We start from the raw sequence: 15,553 nt of genomic DNA, 5'->3' as shown, positions 1-15,553 counted from the left end.
GAGTAATGGAAAACCCGCGCGTATATGTGTACCAGTTCGCCACCGGTGCCCAATGGGCGGCGGGGGACAGCGTGGAGACCTATCTCCGCCGCCTGCTGGACGTGGACTTCATCCAGAATCTCCGGGCCGACCGTCTGGCGGCCCTGAGCTCGTTCCTCGACGAGGCCTTCCAGCTCGCCCATTCCCTGGGCTGGAGCGGCTCCGCCCGCGAGGCGCCGCAGATGTTCTCGCTCCCCGGCATGCCGGTGGACGAGGAGGTCTACATGGTGGCCTGGGAGCAGGAGGACGGCGTGGCCTTCATCGCCTCGCCCTTCCCGCTGCCGTGGCTCGACGCCAAGGCCTCGCGCACCACGGATTCGAGCCGCGCGGTTCCGGTGGGCAACGCCCGCCCGGCGCCGGCCCCCGTGCCCGCAGCCGCCCGCCCGCAGCCCCTGGAAGTGGCCCCCGCCAGCGCCCGGGAGGACGCCCGCGACCCTTTTTCGGATTTCATCCGCCGCGATGAAACCGCGCGCCTGACCCGCGAGCCGGGCCAGGACGAGGAATCCGGCGGACGTCGCTTCTTCTGAGGCGGCGCGAAGCGGCGCGGGGCGAGCCCCCGCGCCGGCCAGAATGCGGCGCGCCCCCCAGGCCGCGCTGCAAGCATGAACGCCGAGGCGCGCCGACGAATCGCGCCGCTTCCGGGCGCATTGCACGCTGTCGCGAGCCCTGCGGCCTCATGGGGGGATCGCCCGACAGCCGAACGGCGCTGACAGGGCGAGAGGCAGCGCCCGCTTCCGGCCCAGGATCATTCCGACCACCTCCCTGCCGCCTCCCCACGGGCGCCGGAAACCCGGCTCGCCTCAGGGCGTGCCGCCGGGCGGGGCCTCGCGGCGGGCGATGGCCTCCAGCATGCGCCGCTGCCAGCGATCGTTGCGCTTCATGTGCACCGAGATCACCGCATGGGCCGAGGGCAGCAGCAAGAACGGGGCGAAAAGCAGCCCCAGCAGCACGCACGGCACGATCATCACGAGATTGACCACCGCCGACACCGGCTGGCCGTTCAGCAGCAGCCCGAGCGGCGGCAGCAGCGCTGCGAGAATGTAGATCATCCGGCCGGGCCCTCCTGCGGCGGCCACCACGGCCGCTCCTGCGCATATGGGCGAGATCGTCGCCATCGCAAGCGGCCACCTTGCCGGGGGGCAGGCGGATGACAGGGAAAGCGCCCATGCGACGCTCCATAGCGCCCCCGGCGGGGTCTCCTCCCCTGCATCGTTGCCCCGAGCGTCGCTCACGGACGCCGGCCGCCCTCGCGCCGCGCGGCCAGCCATCGCCGCGATCATCCAAGCGCCGCGCGCGCCGACGGCCCGCGCGTGGGTGTGATGGCCGCCCCCTTCATCCGCCGGGCAAACTGGCTTAAGGAGGCGCCACGCCGTCAGGAAGCCCCCGTGTCGCGCCTCGCTCTGCCCCCGCAGGTTCTCATCCCGCTGATCGTCGCGTGCGCCCTGTTCATGGAGCAGGTGGACGCCACCGTCATCGCCACCTCCCTGCCCGCCATCGCCGCCGATCTCCACGAGGACCCGGTGGCGCTGAAGCTGGCGCTCACCTCCTATTTGCTGTCGCTGGCGGTGTTCATCCCCGCCAGCGGCTGGGCGGCGGACCGCTACGGCGCGCGCACGGTGTTCCGCTCCGCCATCGTCATCTTCACCCTGGGGTCGGTGCTGTGCGGGCTCGCCACCTCGCTGGGCGACTTCGTCCTCTACCGCATCATCCAGGGCCTGGGCGGGGCCATGATGGTGCCGGTGGGGCGGCTCGTCATCCTGCGCGCGGTGCCGAAGTCGGAGCTGGTGTCGGCGCTGGCGTGGCTCACCATACCGGCGCTGCTGGGCCCGGTGATCGGCCCGCCGCTCGGCGGCTTCATCACCACTTATTTCAACTGGCGGCTGGTGTTCTTCATCAACGTGCCCATCGGCATCCTGGGCGTGTTCCTGGCCACGCGCTTCATCGAGAACGTGCGCGCCGAGGACGTGCCGCCGCTGGACCTGAAGGGGCTGGTGCTGTCGGGCGTCGGGCTCGCCGGGCTGGTGTTCGGCTTCGCGGTGCTGGGACAGGAGATCGTGCCGCTCTGGATCGTGCTCGCCGTATCGGGCGTCGGCGCGCTCTCGCTCGCGGCCTACGTGCGCCATGCCCGCCGCACGCCCCACGCGGTGCTGGACCTCGGGCTGATGCGCTATCCCACCTTCCGCGCCTGCGTGGTGGGGGGCTCCCTGTTCCGGGTGGGCATCGGCGCCCTGCCCTTCCTGCTACCGCTGCTGCTGCAGCTCGTCTACGGCCTCTCGCCCTTCGCCTCCGGGCTCATCACGTTTTCCGCCTCGGCCGGCGCCATCGTCATGAAGGTGACCGCGGCGCGCATCCTCCAGCGGCTCGGCTACAAGCGGGTGCTGACGGTGAACGCGCTGCTCTCGGCCGGCTTCATCGCCGCCTATGCCCTCTTCACCAACGAGACGCCCTACTGGCTCATCGTGGCCCTGCTGCTGGTCGGCGGCTTCCTGCGCTCGCTCCAGTTCACGGCGCTCAACGCCCTGAGCTATGCGGAGGTGCAGGACCGCGAGATGAGCAGCGCCACCTCCTTCGCCAGCGTCGCGCAGCAGGTGTCGCTCTCCACCGGCGTCGCCCTCGCCGGGCTGGTGCTGGAGCTGATGCGCGGCGGCGGAGACGAGGCGCACGTGACGCAGATCGACTTCACCGTGGCCTTCCTGGTGGTGGCGGCGGTGAGCGCGCTCAGTTTCCTCCACTTCATCATGCTGCCGGCGAACGCCGGCAAGGAGCTCATCTCCAAGCGCAAGGACCTCGCCGACCCGCGCGCGGAGGTGGAGCAGCACTGACAGGGACGCGGCATGTGGCCCGCGCGCATGAGAGCATTTTCAGGCGAAGCGGATACCGGTTCGCGTGAAGAAAACGCATAGTTTCAAGAGCCCGGAGCGTTTTCCGTGAGTCCATGCGAACGGACAACGCTCCAGCCGCCGCATGGCGCAATGGCCGGGCGGATGAGGCGGACCCCACCGCGCGGGCCGGGGCCACGCCCTGCCTGTGCCCCTCGCCTCAGCCCGCCGCCGGCCCATCCTGCGCGGGTGCCGCGTCGCCGTCCTCGCCCCGCCCTTCCGCCGTCCGGCCGCGAAAGCCGGTGGCCAGCACGTAGAGCTCGGCCGAATCGGCACGGCTCGCGGCGGGCTTCACATGCTTCACCGAGGCGAAGTCCCGCTTCAGGTCCGCCAGCAGCGTGCCTTCGGTGCCACCCTGCAGCACCTTGGCGAGGAAGGCGCCGCCCGGCGCCAGCACCTGGCGGGCGAAATCCGCCGCCAGCTCCACCAGCGCCACGATCTTCAGGTGGTCGGTCTTCTTGTGGCCGGTGGCATTGGCCGCCATGTCCGACATCACGAGGTCCGCCGGCCCGTCGAGCATCTCGAGCAGCCGCCCGGGCGCGTCGGGGGCCAGGAAGTCCATCTGCGCGAGGACCACGCCGGGGATGGGCTCCATCTCCAGGAGGTCGATGCCCACGATCTTGCCGTGACCGGCGTCGAGGCCGATCTTGCGCGCGGCCACCTGGCTCCAGCCGCCGGGCGCGGCGCCGAGATCCAGGATGCGCATGCCCTTCTTCAGCAGCTTCGCCTTCTCGTCCATCTCGATGAGCTTGAACGCCGCGCGCGAGCGCCAGCCCTCGCGCCGGGCGCGGGCCACATAGGGGTCATTGAGCTGGCGCTGCAGCCATTTCTGCGAGGAGGTGGTGCGGCCGCGGGCGGTCTTCACCCGCACCTTGAGGGGGCGCCCGTCGGGCCCATGGGTGGGGTTGCTCACGGTCGCGCATCCTTCCTGCGGCCATCGGCGCACTCCGCCGGGGCGGCGCCCGCCTTGGTTCCCTTCGACACGCCTTTCGCGGTGCCCTTTCCAGTGCCCTTGGGGGCGTCGCCGGGCTGCTCGCGCTCCGCGCAGGGCGCCGGGGCGTCCTCGCAGGCCGCGCCGCCGGGCCGCTGCCGGCGCCACACGCCGTCGGCGCGCATCAATTGAACCAGCATGCCTTCCCTCAAGCCGCGATCGGCCACGCGCAGGCGCTCCGCCGGGAACACCTCGCGCACCGCCTCCATGATGGCGCAGCCCGCCAGCACCAAGTCCGCCCGCTGGGCGCCGATGCATGGATTGGCCACCCGCTCCTCGAACGACATGCCCATGAGCCGGTCCACCACCTCGCCGATGGAGGTGTCGCTGAGCCAGGTGCCGTCCACGCGGGTGCGGTCGTAGCGGTGGAGGCCGAGGTGGATGCCCGCCACCGTCGTGACCGTGCCGGAGGTGCCGAGCAGGTGCAGGCGCTGGGGCGGGCGGAAGCTCCAGCTCTCGCGCACGCCCTCCAGCATGGTGCGCACCTCCGCCACCATGGCGTGGAACACGTCCGGCGAGACCCGCACCCCGCCGTGGCGCTCGGACAGGGAAACCACCCCCACCGGCAGCGACACCCAGGCGCGGATGCGCGCCCGCGGCGGGCCGTCGTCGCCGGCCGAGCGGCGGCCGAGCCAGACCACCTCGGTGGAGCCGCCGCCGATGTCGAACAGCACCGCCCCGTCGCCGCGCGGATCCACCAGCGGCGCGCAGCCGGCGGCGGCGAGCCCCGCCTCGGTGCGGCGGTCCACCACCTCGAGGTCGAGGCCCGTGCGCGAACGCACGCGGGCGCAGAAGTCCTCGCCGTTGACGGCGGCGCGGCAGGCTTCGGTGGCGATCACGCGGGCGCGCGTCACGCCCCGCTGGGCCATCTTGGCGGCGCACACCTCCAGCGCGGAGGCCGCCCGTTCCATGGCCGAATCACCGAGCCGGCCGGAGGCGGTCAGCCCCTCGCCGAGGCGGACGATGCGCGAGAAGGCATCCACCACGCGGAAGCCGCGCGGCGTGGGCCGGGCCACCAGAAGGCGGCAATTGTTGGTGCCGAGGTCGATGGCGGCGTAGACCGAATCATCCGGCGGCCCCTGCCGCTCCGGCACGCGCCGCGCGCGCGAAGGCGCGACACCGCGTCTCTCGCTCCCGGATTGGGAAGACGGCTCCGAGCCCGACGCGGACCCGTGCGTCCCGTCCCTCATATCGATCCCCTCGCCGCAAGGCGGAAAAATGCGCTCCGGCCCGGTGTGCGCATCACACCTCGCCGCGCCTTGGCGACAAGTCTATCAGCGCGCGGCGGCGGCGCAATGGCTGCCGGTGCCACCGCGCAACCTCCACACGGCGATCCACGCAGTTTTCAATCCGCGCCGATCACACCGGCTTCGGAAGAAAATCCGCGCCGGCGCGGTGTCGCGGGGCGGAGGATCACTCTAGGCGGCGTCGCGGCCGGGGATGGGGAGCGTGAGGCCAGCCGCTTCCACATCCGCGCGGAACGCCTTCACCGCGCCGAGGGACAGCTCGGCGGCGGTGCGGGTGCCCAGCTCCGGCAGCTTCTTCAGCACGTCGGCCGGGGCGGTGATGATGTGGCAGCCCATGCGGTCGGCCTCGATCACGTTCCACACCTCGCGGGTGGAGGCCCAGATGACCTCGACGTTGGGCGTGGCGCGGGCCAGCGCCACCGCGCGGGTGACCGCGGGGGCGTAGTCGAGCCCCATGTCCGCGAGGCGGCCGGCGAACACCGAGATGCAGGCCGGCGCCCCACCCGCGAGCGCGGCCACGCCCTCCTCCACCTGCGGCAGGTCGAACACCGCCGTGAGGTTCACCTTCACGCCCTGCTGCGACAGCTCCCGCACCAGGGGGAACAGCGGCTCGCCGGCGGTGGTGGACACCGGCAGCTTCACATAAACGTTGGCGCCCCAGGTGGCGATGAACAGCGCCTGGCGGCGGATCTCGGGAATGTCGTCGGCGATCACCTCGAACGAGAGGTGGCGGTCGGGCACCGCCTCCACCAGGGCGCGGGCATGGGCCTCGTAATCGGTGACGCCGGCCTTGCGCAGCAGGGAGGGATTGGTGGTGAAGCCGGCGATGTGGCCGTGCCGGGCCATCTCCACGATCTGCGCCTTGTCGGCGCCGTCGGTGAAGAGCTTCACCTTGAGCATGTCGAGGGTCACCGCCATCCTTACCACTCCCCTGGCTTGCGCCGTGCGACCGGCGGCTTAGCACGCGCGCCGCGGCCAGCGCCACCGCTCGCGCGCGTTCATGTTTCATTGACCATGCGGCAAAAACGGCCCGCTTCGCAACGGTCAGGAAACGGCTTTCCGGCACCTTTGGGCGCGATCGGATTGGAAGGTCAGAGGGCCAGGGGATGATCTCGGCGGACATGGTGGAGCGTATGGCGCGGGCGATGCACGCCTTTTCGCGCACCCGCTATCCGCTCCTTGAGGCGTGGGAGGATATCGCGCCGGAGCGGCGGGCCTATCAGCGCCAGCTCGCGGCGCAGGCCCTGCAGGCGCTGACCGCCCACGACATCATCGAGATCACGTCCCATAATGCGCCCGAGATCGTGGCCCTGCCGGTGGAGCCCAACCCCTGGGCCCTCGCCGAGCTGCAGGAGGCCGCCATCTCCGACAACGGCACCGCCATCGATGCCCGGCGGCGCTACCGCTCGTTCCTCGCCACGGCGTCCCTGCCGCTGGCCACCCGCTATTCCGACGCGGCGACCTGACGTCACCGATCCCGGTCCATGGGCGGCCCCAGGCGGGCTGCGCGCGAACGCCGCGCGGGCCTGGGCAAGGGTCGAAGCATGGAGCCCGCGGGCTGGCGGCGCGATGCGGTGCAGGACGGGAACATCCGCAACGGGAGAGCAGCGCCGGCCGGCGCCGCCTCACTCCGCCGCCACGGCGAGGGGACAGCGCGCCGCCGGCGCCGCGAGCTTGCTCAGGAAGCGCCGGCACTGCTGCTCCCGGTCGTAGCCGAGCAGCGTGCCGAGCATGAAATCCTCCTCCGGGCTCAGAAGGTTGAGCGGCTTGGTGACGAAACTGCGCGCCACCGCCACGTAAGCCTCCCGCCCGAAGAAGACATTGACCTTCGAGGCCCCCACCCGCTGCACGAAGTGGTCGATGCCGTCGTCGCGAAGCTTCGCGACGACGGGCGCGGACTCGATGAGCCCGATGGTCATGAGGAACAGGCCCCGCACGCCCCGCCCGTATTCATACAGGTGGTGGTGGAACAGCCTGAGCGCGACCGGATCTACAGCAGCTTGCTGAGCCATGCCGTGACCCGCTTCTCGGTCATGCCCGACTGGCCGTCCTGGTCCAGGGCGAGGCCGACGAACTGGCCGTCCCGCTCGGCGGTGGAGCCGGAGTAGTCATAGCCGGCGGTGTCGGTGAAGCCCACCACCTCGGCGCCCAGCCCCATCACCTCATCATATAGAATGCCCATGGCATCGACGAAGGACTCAGGGTAGGTCGCCTGGTCTCCGGTGCCGAACAGGGCGACTTTCTTGCCCTGGATATTGGCGGAGCGCAGCTTGTCGATATTCTCCTCCCAGTCCGTCTGCAGCGTGCCGTCGCCGTAGGTGGGCGAGCCGAGGATCAGGAGGTCGCAGCCCTCGAAATCGGCCTTGCTGGCGGCCTTGATGTCGACGCTGCGGCCCTGGCATTTCTTGGAAATCTTGGAGGCGACACCCTTGGTCGCGCCGCCGTCCGATCCGAAGATGACGGTAACATTCATGGGTCGTATCTCTTTATTGAATCGTTCAAAATCAAAACGAAGGGCGCCGCACGGAGAGGATGGCACCCGGCTTTCAGCGCTTGAAATCTAATTGCGCGCCGCAAGCTCTCTCAAGATAGGACAACACCGAATTGTGTCAAAGAAAAACTTATGATATTTGACACACCATCGAAAACTCGCGCTTTCGAGAGCGGCTTTATATTGAACTCTTGTTTTGAGTTGTTCTTATTTAAATCCCCATCCACCTCTGCCAGCCCCCGCCCCCGGACATGAAAAACCCCGGGCCGGCAAGCCGACCCGGGGCCGAATGCGCGCCGCGGGCCGCATGCCCGCGGAACAGCCTCAGTTCTTGGACTTGTCCACCAGGGCCTTGGCCTTGATCCAGGGCATCATGGCGCGCAGCTTCTCGCCCACGTCCTCGATGGGGTGGGCGTTCACGCGGGCGCGGGTGGCCTTGAACGAGGTCTGGTTCACCTTGTTCTCCAGCATCCAGTCGCGGGTGAACTTGCCGGACTGGATGTCCGTGAGCACGCGCTTCATCTCGGCCTTGGTCTCGGGCGTGATGATGCGCGGGCCGGTGACGTACTCGCCATACTCCGCGGTGTTGGAGATGGAGTAATTCATGTTGGCGATGCCGCCCTCGTAGATGAGGTCGACGATGAGCTTCATCTCGTGCAGGCACTCGAAATAGGCCATCTCGGGGGCGTAGCCGGCCTCCACGAGGGTCTCGAAGCCGGCGCGGATCAGCTCCACCACGCCGCCGCACAGCACCGCCTGCTCGCCGAACAGGTCGGTCTCGCACTCTTCCTTGAAGGTGGTCTCGATGATGCCGGCGCGGCCGCCGCCGATGGCGGAGGCGTAGGACAGCGCGAGATCATGCGCGTTGCCGGTCGCGTCCTGGGCGATGGCGATGAGGGTCGGCACGCCGCCGCCCTTGAGATACTCGCCGCGCACGGTATGGCCCGGGCCCTTGGGGGCGGCCATCAGCACGTCGAGGTCCTTGCGCGCCTCGATCAGGTTGAAGTGGATGTTCAGGCCGTGGGCGAAGAACAGCGCCGCGCCTTCCTTCATGTTGTCATGGAGGCTGTCGCGATAGATGTCGCCCTGCAGTTCGTCGGGGGTGAGCATCATCACCACGTCGGCCCACTTGGCGGCCTCGGCGGGGGAAAGCACCTTGAAGCCCTCGGCCTCGGCCTTCTTGGCGGTGGCGGAGCCGGGACGCAGCGCGATCACCACATCCTTCACGCCCGAATCGCGCATGTTGAGCGCGTGGGCGTGGCCCTGGCTGCCGTAGCCGATGACGGCGACCTTCTTGCCCTTGATGAGGTTCAGGTCGGCGTCGCGATCGTAGTAAACGCGCATCAGTGTCTCCTTGTGGGCGTCGTCTTTGAATGGCGGAGGGCCGCGCCGGCGTCGTGCACCGGATCGCGGCCGAAGGGAACCCGTCTCAGGCCGGCATCACAGGGCCTTGGGCCCGCGCGAGATGGCGACCACGCCGGTGCGCGCCACCTCGGTGAGGCCGAGCGGCTCCATGAGGTGGGCGAACTGGTCGATCTTGTCGCTCTTGCCGGTGATCTCGAACACGAAGCTCTCGCGGGAGGCGTCGATGACGCGGGCGCGGAACGCCTCGGCGAGGCGCAGCGCCTCCGAGCGGGCCTCGCCGGTGCCGCTCACCTTCACCATGGCGAGCTCGCGCTCGAGGTAGCAGCCCTCCACCGTGAGGTCGCGCACCCGGTGCACGGGCACCAGGCGGTCGAGCTGGTTGCGGATCTGCTCGATCACCATGGGCGTGCCGGTGGTGACGATGGTGATGCGCGAGAGATGGCTCTCGGCGCTCACCTCGGACACGGTGAGGCTGTCGATATTGTAGCCGCGGCCGGAAAACAGGCCGATGACGCGGGCGAGCACGCCCGGCTCGTTGTCCACCAGGACCGAGAGGGTATGGCGCTCGATGCGCTCGTGAGCTTCAGGCATGGAAGGGCTCGGGAATGGGTGTCGGCGGGAACCCCTCCCCCGCGCGGGGGAGGGCCGGAACGGCGGGAGGGAGCAGGCGGGCGCGCCCGCTCACACCAGCATCTTGCCTTCGGCGGTGATGGCGTCGTCGAGATCCACGGCCATGTCGCCGAGGATCATCTCGTTGTGGGCGCGGCCCGAGGGGATCATGGGGAAGCAGTTTTCCTGCTGGTCCACGATGCAGTCGAAGATCACCGGCTTCTTCACCGAGATCATTTCCTGGATCGCCGCGTCGAGGTCGGAAGGCTTGTCGCAGCGGATGCCGACGCCGCCATAGGCCTCCGCCAGCTTCACGAAATCGGGCAGCGCCTCGGAGTAGGAATGGGAGTAGCGCCCGCCGTGCAGCAGCTCCTGCCACTGGCGCACCATGCCCATGTACTTGTTGTTCAGGATGAAGACCTTCACCGGCAGGTCGAACTGCATGGCGGTGGACATCTCCTGCATGTTCATCTGGATGGACGCCTCGCCGGCGATGTCCACCACCAGGGCGCCGGGGTGCGCCTTCTGCGCGCCGATGGCGGCCGGCAGGCCGTAACCCATGGTGCCGAGGCCGCCGGAGGTCAGCCAGCGGTTCGGCTCCTCGAAGTGGAAGAACTGGGCCGCCCACATCTGGTGCTGGCCCACCTCGGTGGTGATGTAGACGTCCTTGTCCTTCACCGCGTTGTAGAGCCGCTCGATGGCGTACTGCGGCTTGATGATGGTGTCGGACGCGCGATAGGCGAGGCACTGGCGCGAGCGCCAGCGGTTGATCTGCGTCCACCATGCGGCCAGCGCCTGCTTGTCGATGGAGGCCCCACGCCCCGCCCAGGCGATGGTGAGGGCGCCGAGCACCCGCGCCACGTCGCCGATGATCGGCAGGTCCACCTTCACGCTCTTGTTGATGGAGGACGGGTCGATGTCGATGTGGATCTTCTTGGAATGCGGAGCGAAGGCATCGAGCCGGCCGGTGATGCGGTCGTCGAAGCGCGCGCCGATGCACACCATGACGTCGCAGTCATGCATGGCGAGGTTGGCCTCGTAGGTGCCGTGCATGCCCAGCATGCCCAGCCACTGCGGATCGCTCGCCGGGAAGGCGCCGAGGCCCATCAGGGTCGAGGTGACGGGCACGCCGGTCTCGCGGGCGAAGGCGCGCAGCAGGCGGCTCGCCTCGGGCCCGGAATTGATGACGCCGCCGCCCGTGTAGAAAATGGGCTTCTTGGCGGACGCGAGCATCTCCACCGCGGCCGCGATCTGCGAATCCTCGGCTTCCAGCTTCGGCCGGTAGGTCTTGTGCTGGATGTTCTCGCGGCCGACATAGGTGCCGGTCGCGAACTGGACATCCTTGGGGATGTCCACCACCACCGGTCCGGGCCGGCCGTTCTGCGCCACGTAGAACGCCTCGTGCAGCACGCGCGCCAGGTCGTTCACGTCGCGCACCAGGTAATTGTGCTTGGTGCAGGGCCGGGTGATGCCGACCGTGTCGCACTCCTGGAAGGCATCGTTGCCGATGAGGTGCGTCGGCACCTGCCCGGAAATGCAGACGATCGGGATCGAATCCATCAGCGCGTCGGCGAGGCCCGTCACCGCGTTGGTGGCGCCGGGGCCGGAGGTGACGAGCACCACGCCCACCTTGCCGGAGGAGCGGGCATAGCCTTCCGCCGCGTGCACCGCCGCCTGCTCGTGGCGCACCAGGATGTGCTCGATGGCGTCCTGCTGGAAGATCGCGTCATAGATGGGCAGCACCGCGCCGCCGGGATAGCCGAAGATGTGCGCGACGCCCTGGTCGGCGAAAGCCCGGATCACCATTTCGGCGCCGGTCATCCTGGTGCCGGCGGGGATGGTCGGGCTGGTGGTGGTCTCGCTGGTCATGGCGTTGGAACTCCCTGGCGCCTTCGCGCCGCATGTCTGTCTGTCATCGCGTCGGGCCGCGATCGACAGGACCGCGGCGGTTCAGAAACGACGAAGGGGCCCCAAGGGCCCCTCGTCGCGCGCCACGTCCGTTCGAAACAGCCGCTTCAGGCTGGACCGATCGTGGCGCCCCCGGATACGAGAAGAATAACGATATTGCGCATGGTCCCGCAGGCCCTTCCAAAAGTTGCGCGAAGTTACCCACCCCCGCGCGAGGCGTCAAGCGCCGATCGCACGGCGAACCGCACCGCCGCGCGCTCCGCGCGGCGGGCATCGTGCCGACGCCATGCCATGCGCCGGCACCGCGCCGTTTGACGCCGCCGCCACGCGCTGGCACACCTCTTGCCATGATCCGCGCCAACCACGTCCCGGTGCCGACCGCATGAAGTTCGACCGCCTCCGGCTGGTGGGCTTCAAGACGTTCGTCGAGCCCACGGAACTCGTCATCGAGCCCGGCCTGACAGGCGTGGTGGGCCCGAACGGGTGCGGCAAGTCGAACCTCGTGGAAGCCCTGCGCTGGGTGATGGGCGAAAGCTCCCACAAGGCCATGCGCGCCCAGGACATGGACGACGTCATCTTCTCCGGCACCACCGGGCGGCCGGCGCGCAACACGGCCGAGGTGGCGCTCCAGCTCGACAATGCGGACCGCACCGCCCCCGCCGCCTTCAACGAGTGGGAGGAGCTGGAGGTGGTGCGCCGCATCGAGCGCGGCTCCGGCTCCGGCTACCGCATCAACGGGCGCGACGTGCGGGCGCGCGACGTGCACCTGCTGTTCGCGGACGCCTCCACGGGCGCGCGCTCGCCGGCCCTGGTGCGCCAGGGGCAGATCGGCGAGATCGTGGGCGCCAAGCCCAATGCCCGCCGCCGCATCCTGGAGGAGGCGGCCGGCGTCGCCGGCCTCCACGCCCGCCGCCACGAAGCCGAAACGCGCCTCAGGGCCGCCGAGCAGAACCTCGCCCGCGTCGAGGATGTCATCCTCCAGATCGGCTCCCAGGTGGAGAGCCTGCGCCGCCAGTCGCGCCAGACCCAGCGCTACAAGGCGCTGGCCGCCGAGATCCGCCACTGCGAGGCCACCCTGATGTGGCTGCGCTGGCGCGAGGTGAGCGCCGCCCTCATGGACGCCGAGCGGGCGCTGGCGGCCTCCCAGCGCGACGGCGCGGAACTGACCCGCGTGCAGGCGGAAGCGGCCCGCCTCCAGGCGCTCGCCGCCCATGCCCTGCCGCCGCTGCGCGCGCAGGAGGCGGAGGCCGCCGCCGCCGTCCAGCGCCTCGCCCACGCGCGTGACGCGCTGGACAAGGAGGAGGCGCGCCTTTCCGCCCGCCGGCAGGAGCTGGAGCGCCGCCTGGTCCAGCTCGCCCAGGACCTGGAGCGCGAGACCTCCCTCTCCGCCGACGCCGAGGGCGTGCTGGAGCGGCTCGATGCCGAGGCGGAAACCCTCCTGGCCGAGCAGGAGGAGGCGGCCGAGCTGGGCGCCGTCGCCGCCGAGCGGCAGGAGGAAGCCGCCGCTTTGCTGGAGGAGGCCCAGCACGCGCTGGAGGAAAAGACCGCCCATTTCGCCGACCTCGGCGCCCGCCGGGCGAGCCTGGAGCAGGCCGCGCGCGAGATCCGCGACCGCCTGCTGCGCAACGCCGCCGAGCGGGCCTCGGTGGAAGCGGAAGAGAGCCGGCTCGGCCGCGAGGCCGGCACCGCCGCCCTGGACGACATCCGCCTCAACGCCGAAATCTCCCGCGAGAGCCTCGCGGAGGCGGAAGAAGCCACCCTCGCCGCCGAGGCGGAGCACGCCGCCGCCCGCCGCGCGGTGGAAGCGCTGCGCCCGGCCGTGGGCGAGGCGGAAAAACGCTTCGGCCGCCTGGACGCGGAGGCCCGCACCCTCGCCAAGCTGCTGCAATCCACTGATCACCGCTTCCCTCCCGTCGCCGACCTCGTGCGCGTGGAAAAGGGGTACGAGACCGCCCTCGGCGCCGCATTGGGCGACGACCTCGACCTGCCGGTGGCGCCGGAGGCCCCCGCCCGCTGGGCCGGTGCCGCCCCCGCCCCTTCGGACCCGCCCCTGCCGGCCGGGGCCGAGCCCCTCTCCCGGCATGTCACCGGCGCACCCGCCCTCGCCCGCCGCCTCGCCCAGGTGGGCATTGTGGAGGCCGCCGCGGGGCCGCGGCTCGCGCCCCTGCTGAAACCCGGCCAGAGGCTCATCTCCCGTGCCGGCGACCTCTGGCGCTGGGACGGCCTGACCGCCGCCGCCGATGCCCCCACTGCAGCCGCCCGGCGGCTCGCCGAGCGCAACCGCCTCGCCGACATCGAGGCCGAGACCGAGGCCGCGCGGGAGGCGGTGGAGGAGATCCGCGCCACCCTGGCGGAACGGGAGGGAGAGGAACGCCTCGCCGCCGCCGCCGAGACCCACGCCCGCGAGGCCCGCCGCGCCGCCCAGCGCGCGGCCGAGGCCGCCCGCGCCGTGCTGGAAGCGGCCGAGCGCAAGGCCGCCCAGCACATGGCGCGCCTGGCCGCCATCGGCGAGGCCCGCGCGCGCCTCGCCGCCGTGCGCGAGGAGATGGAGGCCCAGCTTCAGGAGGCCCAGGACCAGCTCGCCGCCCTGGACATGCCCCAGGTGCTGGAGGCCGAGCTCGCCCGCGCCCGCGCCGAGGCCGGCGAGCGCCGCGCCGCTCTGGCCGAGGCCCGCGCCGCCGCCGACGCCCTGCGCCGCGACGGCGCCGCCCGCATCCGGCGCCTGGAAGCCATCGCCGGCGAGCGCCGCTCCTGGCAGCAGCGCGCGGGAGGCGCGGGCGAGCGGCTCGCGGCCATCGAGGCGCGTGCGGACGAAGCCCATGCGGAGCTGGCCGAGATCGAGGATGCGCCGAGCGAGATCATCCGCCAGCGCCGCGCCCTCATGACCGGGCTGGAGGAGGCGGAAACCGCCCGCCGCGCCGCCGCCGACCGCCTGGCCGAGGGCGAGGCCGCGCTCGCCGCCAGCGACAAGGCGGCCCGCGAGGCGCTGGAGGCCATGTCCCAGTCCCGCGCCGAGGCGGCCCGCGCCGAGGCCCGGCTCGAAGCCGCCCGCCAGCGCCGGGACGACCTGGAGCGCGAGATCCTGGAGGCGCTGGACGGCCCGCCCGACGCCGCCCGCGTCCAGGCCGGCATCACCGGCGAAGAAAACCTGCCCGAGGCCGGCGCGGTGGAGGCGGTGCTGGAGCGCGCCAAGCGCGACCGCGACCGCCTGGGCGCCGTGAACCTGCGCGCCGACGTGGAGCTGGAGGAGGCGGAAGCCCGCCACACCGGCCTCGTCACCGAGCGCGACGACCTCATCGAGGCCATCAAGCGCCTGCGCGGCGCCATCCAGAGCCTGAACCGCGAGGCGCGCGAGCGCCTTCAGGCGTCGTTCACGGTGGTGAACGCCCATTTCAAGTCGCTGTTCGACACCCTGTTCGGTGGCGGCGAGGCGGACCTCGTGCTCACCGACGCGGAGGACCCGCTGGAAGCGGGGCTCGACATCATCGCCCGCCCGCCGGGCAAGAAGCCGCAGACCCTCTCCCTGCTCTCCGGCGGCGAGCAGGCGCTGACCGCCATGGCGCTCATCTTCGCGGTGTTCCTCACCAATCCCGCGCCCATCTGCGTGCTCGACGAGGTGGATGCGCCGCTCGACGACGCCAACGTGGAGCGCTTCTGCACGCTCCTGGAAGAGATGACGCGGCGCACGGACACGCGCTTCCTCACCATCACCCACAACCCCATCACCATGGCGCACCAGAACCGGCTGTTCGGCGTCACCATGGCGGAACGCGGCGTTTCCCGCCTCGTCTCCGTCGATCTGCAGGGCGCCGAAAGCCTGCGCGAGGCCGGCTGAGCGCCACACCCGCGCACCGTGCGCCAACGGCGCGCCCGCGACGCCCCTGTTGCCGCGACGTCGCAGGGGCTGGGAAAAGGCACCTTCCACGTTGTCGCAGCCACATTTTTTCGCTGCGCTTTCATAGACTTAAGTAAAATTGCGTGCGCCTTGACACCCAATTTTGACACAACTATGGTGCGCCCCGGT

Annotated in this window: 13 protein-coding genes; 4 read left to right on the top strand and 9 right to left on the bottom strand. The window is 70.7% G+C overall.

What is annotated here, in order from left to right; genetic code table 11:
* Window positions 1–5 precede the first annotated feature (5 nt).
* A complete protein-coding gene (locus V5F75_RS06955) occupies window positions 6–566 on the top strand; it encodes a hypothetical protein (RefSeq protein ID WP_393988813.1) in 561 nt (186 codons plus the stop codon).
* A 273-nt stretch (window positions 567–839) separates the two neighbouring features.
* Here V5F75_RS06955 and V5F75_RS06950 read toward each other — a convergent pair whose 3' ends face one another.
* Window positions 840–1,088 (bottom strand): hypothetical protein, encoded by a 249-nt coding sequence (locus V5F75_RS06950; RefSeq protein WP_394035832.1) that lies wholly within the window; start codon window positions 1,086–1,088, stop codon window positions 840–842.
* 351 nt (window positions 1,089–1,439) lie between these two features.
* Between V5F75_RS06950 and V5F75_RS06945 the strand changes: the two genes are divergently transcribed.
* Window positions 1,440–2,861, top strand: coding sequence for a DHA2 family efflux MFS transporter permease subunit (locus tag V5F75_RS06945; protein ID WP_394036029.1), 1,422 nt, complete (start codon window positions 1,440–1,442; stop codon window positions 2,859–2,861).
* 217 nt (window positions 2,862–3,078) lie between these two features.
* On the opposite strand, the gene V5F75_RS06940 is transcribed toward V5F75_RS06945, so the two are convergent.
* The 3 genes from V5F75_RS06940 to V5F75_RS06930 form a co-directional block, all read right to left on the bottom strand.
* Window positions 3,079–3,831, bottom strand: a complete 753-nt coding sequence (locus V5F75_RS06940) for an RlmE family RNA methyltransferase (protein WP_394035834.1) — start codon at window positions 3,829–3,831, stop codon at window positions 3,079–3,081.
* Window positions 3,828–5,003 (bottom strand): Ppx/GppA phosphatase family protein, encoded by a 1,176-nt coding sequence (locus tag V5F75_RS06935; RefSeq protein ID WP_394035836.1) that lies wholly within the window; start codon window positions 5,001–5,003, stop codon window positions 3,828–3,830. Before V5F75_RS06935 ends, V5F75_RS06940 begins: the two co-directional genes overlap by 4 nt.
* A 324-nt stretch (window positions 5,004–5,327) precedes the next feature.
* Complete coding sequence (locus V5F75_RS06930; RefSeq protein WP_394035838.1) at window positions 5,328–6,074, bottom strand: transaldolase family protein; 747 nt, start codon at window positions 6,072–6,074, stop codon at window positions 5,328–5,330.
* Window positions 6,075–6,262: 188 nt separating this feature from the next.
* Between V5F75_RS06930 and V5F75_RS06925 the strand changes: the two genes are divergently transcribed.
* A complete protein-coding gene (locus V5F75_RS06925) occupies window positions 6,263–6,622 on the top strand; it encodes a hypothetical protein (RefSeq protein WP_394035840.1) in 360 nt (119 codons plus the stop codon).
* A gap of 159 nt (window positions 6,623–6,781) precedes the next feature.
* On the opposite strand, the gene V5F75_RS06920 is transcribed toward V5F75_RS06925, so the two are convergent.
* From V5F75_RS06920 to V5F75_RS06900, 5 genes are all read right to left on the bottom strand, one after another.
* The gene (locus V5F75_RS06920; protein ID WP_394035842.1) at window positions 6,782–7,168 is read right to left on the bottom strand and encodes a DUF2023 family protein; all 387 of its coding nucleotides are present in this window, start codon (window positions 7,166–7,168) and stop codon (window positions 6,782–6,784) included.
* The gene (gene fldA / locus V5F75_RS06915) at window positions 7,147–7,629 is read right to left on the bottom strand and encodes a flavodoxin FldA (RefSeq protein WP_394035844.1); all 483 of its coding nucleotides are present in this window, start codon (window positions 7,627–7,629) and stop codon (window positions 7,147–7,149) included. The genes V5F75_RS06920 and fldA overlap by 22 nt, the downstream gene beginning before the upstream one ends.
* Window positions 7,630–7,971: 342 nt before the next feature.
* Window positions 7,972–8,991 carry a ketol-acid reductoisomerase gene (ilvC, locus tag V5F75_RS06910; RefSeq protein ID WP_393988806.1) on the bottom strand — a complete coding sequence of 340 codons (1,020 nt, stop codon included), beginning with the start codon at window positions 8,989–8,991 and terminating at the stop codon, window positions 7,972–7,974.
* A gap of 96 nt (window positions 8,992–9,087) precedes the next feature.
* A complete protein-coding gene (gene ilvN, locus V5F75_RS06905) occupies window positions 9,088–9,603 on the bottom strand; it encodes an acetolactate synthase small subunit (RefSeq protein WP_393988805.1) in 516 nt (171 codons plus the stop codon).
* Between the two features lie 90 nt (window positions 9,604–9,693).
* Entirely contained in the window at window positions 9,694–11,490 is a 1,797-nt protein-coding gene (locus tag V5F75_RS06900) for an acetolactate synthase 3 large subunit (protein ID WP_394035846.1), read from the bottom strand.
* Window positions 11,491–11,911: 421 nt separating this feature from the next.
* On the opposite strand from V5F75_RS06900, the gene smc reads away from it, so the two are divergent.
* A complete protein-coding gene (smc, locus tag V5F75_RS06895; protein ID WP_394035848.1) occupies window positions 11,912–15,364 on the top strand; it encodes a chromosome segregation protein SMC in 3,453 nt (1,150 codons plus the stop codon).
* Window positions 15,365–15,553 lie beyond the last annotated feature (189 nt).

The organism is Xanthobacter albus (assembly GCF_043194895.2).
Lineage (GTDB): Bacteria > Pseudomonadota > Alphaproteobacteria > Rhizobiales > Xanthobacteraceae > Xanthobacter.
Note: the sequence above shows the minus strand (reverse complement) of the source record. Positions and strands in the feature narration are given on the sequence as shown.

Excerpts from the sequence above, each read along its gene's own strand:
- V5F75_RS06955 (WP_393988813.1), top strand. The coding sequence starts at position 6 with ATGGAAAACCCGCGCGTATATGTGTACCAGTTCGCCACCGGTGCCCAA.
- V5F75_RS06950 (WP_394035832.1), bottom strand. The coding sequence starts at position 1,088 with ATGATCTACATTCTCGCAGCGCTGCTGCCGCCGCTCGGGCTGCTGCTG.
- V5F75_RS06930 (WP_394035838.1), bottom strand. The coding sequence starts at position 6,074 with ATGGCGGTGACCCTCGACATGCTCAAGGTGAAGCTCTTCACCGACGGC.
- V5F75_RS06925 (WP_394035840.1), top strand. The coding sequence starts at position 6,263 with ATGATCTCGGCGGACATGGTGGAGCGTATGGCGCGGGCGATGCACGCC.
- V5F75_RS06920 (WP_394035842.1), bottom strand. The coding sequence starts at position 7,168 with ATGGCTCAGCAAGCTGCTGTAGATCCGGTCGCGCTCAGGCTGTTCCAC.
- fldA (WP_394035844.1), bottom strand. The coding sequence starts at position 7,629 with ATGAATGTTACCGTCATCTTCGGATCGGACGGCGGCGCGACCAAGGGT.
- ilvC (WP_393988806.1), bottom strand. The coding sequence starts at position 8,991 with ATGCGCGTTTACTACGATCGCGACGCCGACCTGAACCTCATCAAGGGC.
- ilvN (WP_393988805.1), bottom strand. The coding sequence starts at position 9,603 with ATGCCTGAAGCTCACGAGCGCATCGAGCGCCATACCCTCTCGGTCCTG.
- V5F75_RS06900 (WP_394035846.1), bottom strand. The coding sequence starts at position 11,490 with ATGACCAGCGAGACCACCACCAGCCCGACCATCCCCGCCGGCACCAGG.
- smc (WP_394035848.1), top strand. The coding sequence starts at position 11,912 with ATGAAGTTCGACCGCCTCCGGCTGGTGGGCTTCAAGACGTTCGTCGAG.